Here is a 9,826-nt window from a genome sequence, read left to right on the forward strand (position 1 = left end):
GCTAGCAGGCTTCAGCCTTCGGCGATTCGCTTGGCGATGTGCGCGAGCGCTTCCTCGACCTGGTCGACCAGGATCAGGCACAAGTCGCCGGGTTGCAGGCGCGCGAGCGCCTTGTCGATCGCCACGAATTCACCGGTGATTTCCTCAACATGCGTGGTGCGCGGCGCACCGGCGAGGCCCTGGCGCAGCAAGCCGATCACTTCGCCATCCGCGCGCCCGCGCTGGCAGGCGTCCTGGTACAGCAGCACATCGTCGAAGGCCTTGCCGAGGATCTCGGTCTGCTGGCGGATGTCTTCGTCACGGCGGTCGCCAGCGCCGCTGATGACCACGCTGCGGCGCTTGCCGGGCATCGCCTCCACAGCGTTCACCAGCGCGCTCATCGCGTCCGGGTTATGTCCGTAGTCGGCAATCAGCGTTGCACCGCGATAGTCGAAGACGTTGAAGCGGCCCGGTGCGTTGTCCGAATCGTTCATGAAGGTGGCGAGACCCTTGCAGATCACATCCCACTCCAGCCCGGCCGACCAACCTGCTGCGACGGCGGCCATGACATTCTCGACCTGGAAGCCGATGGTGCCGTTGCGGGTGATCGGGATCTCGGCGAGCGGCACGCGGTGCTTGACCATGCCTTCGGCTGCGACGATGGCATCACCATCGACATACACCACGCGGTTGCCCTGCGCCCGATGCGTTGCCATGACCGGCAAATGGCGGTCGGCAGCAAAGAAGGTGATCTTTCCGGTACAGCTTTCGGCCATCGCGGCGACGATCGGATCGGCCGCGTTGAGTACCGCGGTACCGTCCGGCGCTACGTTCTGCACGATCACGCGCTTGAGCACGGCGAGCTCATCGACCGTGGTGATGAAGTTCAGACCCAGGTGGTCACCCAGGCCGATGTTGGTCACCACGGCGACCTTGCAGCGATCGAAGGCGAGGCCCTCGCGCAGCACGCCGCCGCGGGCGGTTTCGAACACGGCCGCATCCACCGTCGGGTTCAGCAACACGTTGCGCGCGCTCTTCGGGCCCGAGCAGTCGCCGCTGTCGATGCGGCGTCCCTGGATGTAGACGCCATCGGTATTGGTCATGCCAACCGTCTGGCCGTTGGCCATGAACAGATGCGCGATCAGGCGTACGGTGGTCGTCTTGCCGTTGGTACCGGTGACGGCGACAACCGGAATGCGGCCGTCCTCGCCGTTCGGGAACATGCTGGAAATGATTGCTTCGCCCACCGCACGACCCTTGCCGAACGAAGGGTTCAGGTGCATCCGCAGACCCGGCGCGGCATTCACTTCCACCATGCCGCCGCCTTGCTCTTCGAGCGGCTTGAGCACGCTGTCGCAGACCACATCGACGCCGCAGATGTCGAGCCCGACCATCTGTGCCGCAGCCACCGCGCGCGCGGCGACTTCCGGATGCACATCGTCGGTCACATCGGTGGCGGTGCCGCCGGTGGAAAGGTTGGCGTTGTTCCGCAGCACCACACGTTTGCCCTTGGGCGGCACGGATTCGGCCGTCAGGCCCTGCATCTCGAGGCGCGCAATCGCGATCTCGTCGAAGCGGATCTTGGTCAGCGAGGTGGCGTGGCCGTCGCCCCGGCGCGGGTCGGCGTTCACCTGGTCGACCAGCTCGCGCACGGTGTGTACGCCGTCGCCGATCACGAAGGGCGGGTCGCGTCGCGCGGCCGCCACGAGTTTGTCGCCGACCACCAGCAGGCGGTAGTCGTAGCCGGGCAGGTAGCGCTCGACCATGATGTCGTCTCGGAACTCGCAGGCGACCTTGTAGGCCATCTCCAACTGCTCGCGGCTGGTGATGTTGACGGTGACGCCTTTGCCCTGGTTGCCGTCCTGCGGCTTGACGACGACAGGCAAGCCTATCTCCTGCGCGGCAACCCAGGCGTCTTCAATGTCGGCGACCGGGCGGCCTACAGGTACTGGAACGCCGGCCGCGAGCAGCAGGCGCTTGGTCAGTTCCTTGTCCTGCGCGATCGACTCGGCGATTGCGCTGGTGCTGTCCATTTCAGCGGCCTGGATGCGGCGTTGCTTGGAACCCCAGCCGAACTGGACCAGGCTGCCTTCGGTCAGCCTGCGGAACGGGATGCCACGCGCGACGGCGGCCTGCACGATCGAGCCGGTGGAGGGGCCAAGGCGCACGTCTTCATCGACTTCACGCAGGCGCGCAAGCGCTGCTGCGAGATCGAAGGGGGTGTCGTCCATCGCGGCCTGGATCAGGGTCTCGGCGAGCTCAAGCGCGAGGCGGCCGACGGCTTCTTCCGAGTATTCGACGACGACCTGGTAAACGCCGGCTTCCAGCGTCGCATGACAACGGCTGAAAGTGACCGGGCAGCCCGCTTGGGCTTGCAGGCTCAGTGCAGCGGCCTCAAGCACATGGGCCATCGCGACCGAGGTGTTGTGGCCGCGCGGCTGCAGTTGGCCTAGGTCGGGGAAGCGCGCACGCAGGCGCGCTTCGAAGCCGGGGATGGTGTCGATCTCGGTCTCGGCGCCTTTGCAGGCAACGATGGCCTCGATCGAAGTGTGGCGGCTCCACAGGTTCGGGCCACGCAGGGCCCGGATGCGGGAAACTTCCATCAAGCGATCTTCCTGTATCTGTCGCAGTCGTCTGGGCGACCGTCGTTCAATGTGCGCGTGCCCGAGCGGCAGTCTGCTCGGCTTCGAAGGTTTCGATGCCGGCGCCGATCAGGTCGGGCGACATTTCTAGGGCCCAGGCTGCGCCCACCGCAGCAAGGATGTTCTCGGCCTGCAGCGTGCCAGCGCCTGCAGCGGGCAGCATGGCGAGTTCGTCCAGGCGTTCCTCTTCCGCACCGGTGGCGAGGAAAACGCGGCCGTCCCGCGCGAACACCGCGCGGCCGCCAGCGGCACGATGTGCAACGATGGCCGGCAGCGTTTCGGAAAGGCCGTAGAAGATCACCGCGCCATCGCACAGCGGGGCAAGTTCGGCGACCTTCGCGTCAGCGGCGTTCAGCACCGCGAAACCATCCGGCAGGATCACGTCGATCTGGGTACGGAGTACGTTTACGAGCTTGTCCGCGTCGTCGATGTAGAACTCGCCCAGCGATTCGTGGCCCGATACATCGGTTACCACGCCGATCGTGCAACGGTCGTAGGGCAGGCCCTCGCGCAGGATTGCTTCGCCGCTGTGTTCGAACACAGCGGCATCGACATTGCGGTTCATCAGCAGGCGCTGGCCGGATTCGAAGTTGACGCCGTTGCGACGGTCGACCTGGCGGCGGTCGAGGAACAGGCCCTCTCTGCACGCAAGGCCGACATGGCGGCCGGAGAGCCGCACCAGCCACGCGATCAGCCGCGCGATCTGCGTCGTGCCCTGGCGACCGGTGACGCCGACGAGCGGCACGCGGCCCGAATCGGACTGACTGAACAGGTGGTCGACAATCGCCGCTCCCACGGGACGCGGTTCGCCTTGCGCGGGCTTCAGATGCATCAACAGGCCCGGGCCGGCATTGACTTCGACGACGGCCGCATCCTGGCCGCTGAGCGGGCGCGAGATGTCTTCTGCAACGAGATCTACGCCGGCGATGTCGAGGCCGACCACGCGCGCCGCGAGCGCAACCACTTGCGCGAGTTCGGGATGCAGTTCGTCGGTGCAGTCGAAGGCGACGTTGCCGTTACGCTGGATCAGCACGCGCTTGCCTTCGGCCGGCACGGAATCGGGCGTAAAGCCCTGGCGTGTGAGGTCGAGCTGGATGGCGGCGTCGTCGGTGACGAGGATCTTGTTGAGCGGGAATTCTTCGGTCAAGCCGCGGCGCGGATCGGTGTTGAGTTGCGCATCGATCAATTCGAGGATTGTCGATTTGCCGTCTCCGGTGATCCAGGCTTCTTCTCCGCGTGCAACCGCGACCACCTTGTTGCCCACGACCAGCAGACGGTGTTCGTTACCGCGGATAAAGCGTTCGACAATGACTTCGCTGCCGTGTTCGAGTGCCAGCGCGTAGGCGGCTTCGACATCTTCTCGACGCGACAGGTCGAGCGACACGCCACGTCCATGGTTGCCGTCAACCGGTTTGACGACCACCGGCAGGCCGACATCTTCCGCGGCCTCCCAGGCATCTTCTGCGCTGCCGACGATGCGGCCTTGCGGCACTGGCACGCCGCAGGAAGCGAGCAGGCTCTTGGTCAGATCCTTGTCGCTTGAAATGCTTTCGGCGATCGCCGAGGTGCGATCGGTTTCGGCCGTCCAGATGCGGCGCTGACGCGCACCGTAACCGAGCTGAACCAAGTTGCCTTCATTCAGGCGGATCGATGGGATACGCCGATCGGTGGCGGCATCGACGATGCACGCGGTGCTTGGGCCGAGGCACAGCGAATCGACCATGTCGGTGAGGCGTTCGATGGTAGCTGCCAGGTCGTAACCGCGATCTTCCACTGCGGCCATGACCAGTTCGCGGCCTGCTTCGAGCGCTGCGCGGCCGACCTGCTCGTTGCGGGTGCGGAAGGCCATCTTGTAGATGCCGCTGCCTTCGGCGGTCTGACGCGTCTTGCCAAACCCGGTGCGCATGCCGGCGAGGTTCTGCAGTTCGAGCACGACGTGCTCGAGCACATGCCCGATCCAGGTACCTTCGTTGAGCCGCTGAATGAAACCACCGGGTTCGCCTACGCCACAGCGATGCACCGCGAGCCCCGGTAGCCAGGCGACCAGGCGCTCTACAAAACCGGGCAGGGTGTTTGAGGGGGATTGCTCGAACGCGCCGATGTCCAGCCAGGCTTCAATGACCGGTCGGTAGGTCCAGATGTTCGGGCCGCGCAGATGCGTGACGCGAAGAAATGTGATGTCTTTCTTCTTCATGTTCCAGTCGTGTGTTCTGGTCGGCGCCGCCGCCAGAACCCTTTCCGAGGTCGCTTGGCCTCTTGTTCCGGGCTTCTGCCCGAATGCCCGCGTGCGTGAAGGCGCGCGGGCCGGTGCGGTATACTTCCTTGCCATCTGGTCTGGCGGAAAGTCCCGACCCGCCAGAATATCGCAATTGTGCGTCGATCTCCCGCGCACACGCTCGGAAGACCGGGAAAAGACTGCGGTCAACCGGATTGCCGTGCCATGCGTTTTGCCCGGTTTCCCGGGCGATCCTGCCCATTCATTACTCAGGCACCTGCCGAACTGCCCCACATGACGATTGAACCACTCGCCGCGGATACCGCGCTCAACGCAGTTCCCGAGGTCTGGCGCGAGGCGCTGTCAGGGCAGCTTGAACGGGGAGAGAACGTTCTCGCGGCACTTGAGGTTGACCTCGACGCGCGCCTGCGCTTCGCGTCGGGCTTGGTCGCGATGACCGATCGCCGCCTGCTTGCGCGAGCGCCGGGCGATTCCGAGTGGCGTGCATGGCCGTTGCGCGAGGGGTTGGCGCTGCTGCATCACGATCACGCGGGCGTGGGCACGCTGGAGCTGCGCGATGCGACTTCGCTGCTGGCGAGCTGGCGCTACACGCTGGGGCAGAACGTTGCAGCGCTGCGTGTGATCGACCAGTTCGACGCGCAACTGCAGCTCTTGCTGACTGGCAAACCGGTCGAGCACGAGACCGAGGGCATCTGCCCGACCTGCAGCACGCCTTTGCCGCCCGACGAGGACGAGTGCCCGATCTGCACCCGTGAGCTGCACACGCCGCCTTCCACCTGGACCTTGTTCCGCCTGTGGCGATTCGCACGTCCGTACCAGGGCCAGTTGCTTGCGGGCTTCCTGCTGATGCTTGGTGCGACTGCCGCGACGCTGGTCTCGCCGTATCTGTACATGCCGCTGATGGACGAGGTGCTGATCCCGTTCCAGAGCGGCCAGCACATCGAGCCGGGCAAAGTTGCGCTGTATCTCGGTGGCCTCTTTGCTGCGGCGCTTGTGTCGTGGTCGCTGGGTTGGGCGAAGACCTACATCCTCGCGCTGGCTTCGGAGCGCATCAGCGCTGATCTGCGTACGACCACCTTCGAACACCTGCTACAGCTCTCCCTCGAATACTTCGGCGGCAAGCGCACCGGCGACCTGATTTCGCGCATCGGTTCGGAATCCGATCGCATCAGCGTGTTCCTGTCGCTGCATGCGCTGGACTTCATCACCGACGTGCTGATGATCACGATGACGGCGGTGATCCTGTTCAGCATCAACCCGGCGCTCGCTCTGGTCACGCTGCTGCCCTTGCCTTTCATCGGCTGGATGATCCACCTGGTGCGTGACCGCCTGCGTACCGGCTTCGAGAAGATCGACCGGGTGTGGGGCGAGGTGACCAACATCCTTGCTGACACGATCCCCGGTATCCGCGTCGTGAAGGCCTTTGCGCAGGAGCATCGCGAGGCCAGGCGCTTCCGCGAAGCGAACCGCCACAACCTGCTGATCAACGATCGCCTGAACAAGACCTGGTCGCTGTTCTCGCCCACCGTGTCGCTGCTGACCGAGATCGGCCTGCTGGTGGTGTGGGCGTTCGGCATCTGGCAGGTATCGAAGAGCGAGATCACGGTCGGCACGCTGACCGCCTTCCTCGCCTACATCGGCCGCTTCTATGGCCGGCTCGATTCGATGAGCCGCATCGTCTCGGTGACGCAGAAGGCCGCAGCCGGCGCCAAGCGCATCTTCGATGTGCTGGACCATGTGTCCAACGTGCCGGAGCCGAGCAATCCGGTACATCTGGAAACCGTGCGCGGCGAAATCGAGATGCGCGACATCGGCTTCCGCTACGGTAACCGCTCGGTGATCCGAGGCCTCTCGCTGACGATCAAGCCGGGCGAGATGATCGGCCTGGTGGGTCACAGCGGTTCGGGCAAGAGCACGCTGGTGAACCTGATCTGCCGCTTCTACGATGTCAGCGAAGGCGCAATTCGCGTCGATGGCGTGGACACCCGTTCGCTGCCGGTGGCGGAATACCGCCGCAACATCGGTCTGGTGCTGCAGGAGCCCTTCCTGTTCTTTGGCACGATCGCCGAGAACATCGCCTACGGCAAACCGGATGCAACGCGTGCCGAGATCATTGCGGCAGCGCGCGCGGCGCATGCGCACGAGTTCATCCTGCGTTTGCCGCAGGGCTACGACTCGCTGGTGGGCGAGCGCGGGCAGGGGCTCTCGGGCGGCGAGCGGCAGCGCATCTCGATCGCGCGGGCCTTGCTGATCAACCCGCGCATGCTGATCCTTGACGAAGCGACCGCGTCGGTCGATACCGAGACCGAACGCGAGATCCAGCGCGCGCTGGACAACCTGGTTCAGGGCCGCACCACGATCGCGATCGCGCACCGCCTCTCAACGCTGCGCAAGGCCGACCGGCTGGTGGTGATGGACCGTGGCCAGATCGTCGAAGTGGGTCATCACGACGAGCTGATGGCCAAGCAGGGCGCTTACTGGCGGCTCTATCAGGCGCAGGCCCGCAACGCCGAAACGCACCTTGAGGAATGAGCGCCATGATCGACTGGCAACTTGAACGCAACGCCTTCGGCCGACTGGTGCTGACCGACGCAGCAGGCGAACGGCACGAGAACGTGGTGCCGGTGCGCGCCTTCCCGATCGCGGCGCCCGATGAAGGCCTGTCGCTGGTGAGCCAGGATGGCCACGAACTGGCTTGGTTGGATCGACTCGCCGACTTGTCACCCGCTGTGCGCGAGATGGTCGAAACCGAACTCGGAAGCCGCGAATTCGTGCCGGAGATCCGCCGGCTCATCAGTGTGTCGACCTTCGCGACACCATCGACCTGGACGGTCGAGACCGACCGCGGTGAAACGCAGTTCATCCTGCGCGGCGAGGAAGACATCCGGCGCCTGGCGGGCTCGACGATGCTGATCGCCGACAGCCACGGCATCCAGTTCCTGATCCGCGACCCGCAGGCGCTGGACCGTCACTCGCGCAAGCTGCTCGATCGCTTCCTCTGAGCGTCGGCGCACGGCTGGCGGTAACGCGCGGCGCGACCTCACGCGCCTGCGCCGTGGCTGAATGACGGCTTCACCCGCATCGGAGCTTGAATTCGGGCGTCGCGCGCCCAGATAGCCCTCATCGCTCATTGAGCATTCGCGGGGCCGGATCGTGGCGTTTCTGTTGCTGGCGGTGCTCGCGCTGGGTCTCGCGGTGTGGATCGGGATGCAGCCTTCACGGGTTGAACACCGGCGCAATGTGGCGCGCGCGCGGCCCTTTCCGGATGCGTGGCGCGAGATCCTGCGCTGGCGTGTGCCCTATTTTCAGCGTCTGCCGGCCGACCTGCAGCTTCAGTTGAAGCAGCACATCCAGGTCTTTCTCGACGAGAAGTCTTTCGTCGGCTGCGGCGGGGTGGAAATCAACGACGTCATCCGCGTCACGATCGCCGCGCAGGCCTGTCTGCTGCTGCTCAATCGCAAGACCGATTTCTACCCAGGACTGCACGAGGTCCTCGTTTACCCGGCGGCATTCGAGGTGCCGACGCGGCAGGTCGATGCAAGCGGCCTTGTTACCGAGAAGCGGGAAGGGCGTGTCGGCGAGTCCTGGGCGCGTGGTCAGGTCGTGCTGTCGTGGCACGACACCGTGGAGGGGGCGGCCGAGCATGAGGATGGGCACAACGTCGTACTGCACGAGTTCGCACATCAGCTCGATCAGCAGAGCGGCTCGGCGAATGGCGCGCCGATCCTGCCGTCACGCCGCCGCTACCGCGAATGGTCGGCGGTTTTCAATGCCGCCTATGCGCAGCTGCAGGCCCGGCTTGGCGTGGGTGAGCCAAGCGTGCTGCGTCCCTACGCGGCGACGAATCCCGGCGAGTTCTTTGCCGTGGCGACCGAGGTGTTCTTTGAACAGCCGGCGGCCTTGTTGCAGGAATACCCGGCGCTCTACGAGCAACTCGCGCGCTACTACCGCGTTGATCCGCTCAACTGGTGAGCGTTACTTGACGCGGCGCTGCGTGAATTCGTCCTGGATGTTGTCGCGGTAGTAGCTCGCTGGCGAGCCGCTGGCAAGGAAGCGCCGCGCGATCTCGTCGCCGACGCTGCTGTGCTGGATCACAGAGCCGTTGTCGAATTCGATTTCGAGCACGCGCGCGCTGCGATCGTAGCCGGCCGATTTGATGCCGCCGCGGCGGATCGGTTTGCGTTCGATGGCCATGCCTTATCTCCGATATGCGGGGCGCCGCAGCGCCCCGAGGGTCACGACTCAGAAACCGAAGCGCTCGCCGGCGCCAAGCAGGGTTGCGATACCGAGCGCCGCGAAGATCGCTGCGGCCACGCCGTGCACGACACGCACCGGAATGCGGTTGGCAATGCGGTCGCCGAGGATCACGGCTGGCACGTTCGCCAGCATCATGCCCAGCGTGGTACCCGCCACGACCATCACGACGGACTTGTACTGCGCCGCCAGCGCGACCGTCGCAATCTGCGTCTTGTCACCCATTTCAGCGAGGAAGAAGGCGATCAGCGTGCTCGTGAATACACCGTAGCGCGCGAGCTTGGCATCGTCTTCGTCGAATTCATCCGGCACCAGGATCCAGGCTGCCATCGCGATGAAGGAGATGCCCAGCGCCCAGCGCATCGTACCGGGGCTGATAAGCGAGGTGATCCACGCACCGAGCGCACCGGCACCGGCATGGTTGGCCAGCGTTGCGACGAGGATGCCGAGCACGATCGGCAGCGGGCGGCGGAATTTTGCGGCGAGGATGAAGGCGAGCAGTTGCGTCTTGTCGCCGATTTCGGCGAGGGCAACGACGCCAGTCGAGATGAGGAAGGCTTCCAATTTGAACTCCCTGGCCGGCGGATCCAATGACCACGCGCGCCCCGGCCAGTCCGGCAGCGTCGTGGTGGCGCGCCGCAGGCGCCGCGCCCGAACAGTCAGGCGAGCAAAAATGGCTCGGCGCTGCATGCCTCCCGTCGGGGAGGCATGCAGC

General features: G+C 65.2%; 7 protein-coding genes. 3 read left to right on the forward strand and 4 right to left on the reverse strand.

Annotation, left to right across the window (positions count from 1 at the left end; genetic code table 11):
- Positions 1-11 precede the first annotated feature (11 nt).
- Together cphA (ACE3P0_RS03700) and cphA (ACE3P0_RS03705) are read right to left on the reverse strand one after the other, a co-directional pair.
- Entirely contained in the window at positions 12-2,582 is a 2,571-nt protein-coding gene (gene cphA / locus ACE3P0_RS03700) for a cyanophycin synthetase (RefSeq protein ID WP_374399889.1), read from the reverse strand.
- A gap of 46 nt (positions 2,583-2,628) precedes the next feature.
- Positions 2,629-4,815 carry a cyanophycin synthetase gene (cphA, locus tag ACE3P0_RS03705; protein ID WP_374399891.1) on the reverse strand — a complete coding sequence of 729 codons (2,187 nt, stop codon included), beginning with the start codon at positions 4,813-4,815 and terminating at the stop codon, positions 2,629-2,631.
- Positions 4,816-5,130: 315 nt separating this feature from the next.
- On the opposite strand from cphA (ACE3P0_RS03705), the gene ACE3P0_RS03710 reads away from it, so the two are divergent.
- The 3 genes from ACE3P0_RS03710 to ACE3P0_RS03720 all read left to right on the forward strand — a co-directional run bounded on the left by ACE3P0_RS03710 (position 5,131) and on the right by ACE3P0_RS03720 (position 8,829).
- On the forward strand, positions 5,131-7,389 hold the full coding sequence (locus ACE3P0_RS03710; RefSeq protein WP_374399893.1) for an ABC transporter ATP-binding protein: 2,259 nt from the start codon (positions 5,131-5,133) through the stop codon (positions 7,387-7,389).
- Between the two features lie 5 nt (positions 7,390-7,394).
- The gene (locus tag ACE3P0_RS03715; protein WP_374399895.1) at positions 7,395-7,859 is read left to right on the forward strand and encodes a DUF1854 domain-containing protein; all 465 of its coding nucleotides are present in this window, start codon (positions 7,395-7,397) and stop codon (positions 7,857-7,859) included.
- A gap of 151 nt (positions 7,860-8,010) precedes the next feature.
- On the forward strand, positions 8,011-8,829 hold the full coding sequence (locus tag ACE3P0_RS03720) for a zinc-dependent peptidase (protein WP_374399897.1): 819 nt from the start codon (positions 8,011-8,013) through the stop codon (positions 8,827-8,829).
- 3 nt (positions 8,830-8,832) lie between these two features.
- Here ACE3P0_RS03720 and ACE3P0_RS03725 read toward each other — a convergent pair whose 3' ends face one another.
- A complete protein-coding gene (locus ACE3P0_RS03725; RefSeq protein ID WP_374399899.1) occupies positions 8,833-9,051 on the reverse strand; it encodes a KTSC domain-containing protein in 219 nt (72 codons plus the stop codon).
- A 48-nt stretch (positions 9,052-9,099) separates the two neighbouring features.
- Positions 9,100-9,675: a TMEM165/GDT1 family protein gene (locus tag ACE3P0_RS03730; protein ID WP_374399925.1), complete on the reverse strand. Its 576-nt coding sequence runs from the start codon at positions 9,673-9,675 to the stop codon at positions 9,100-9,102.
- Between the last annotated feature and the right edge of the window lie 151 nt (positions 9,676-9,826).

It is taken from the genome of Niveibacterium sp. (assembly GCF_041909475.1).
Taxonomy (GTDB): Bacteria; Pseudomonadota; Gammaproteobacteria; order Burkholderiales; family Rhodocyclaceae; genus Niveibacterium.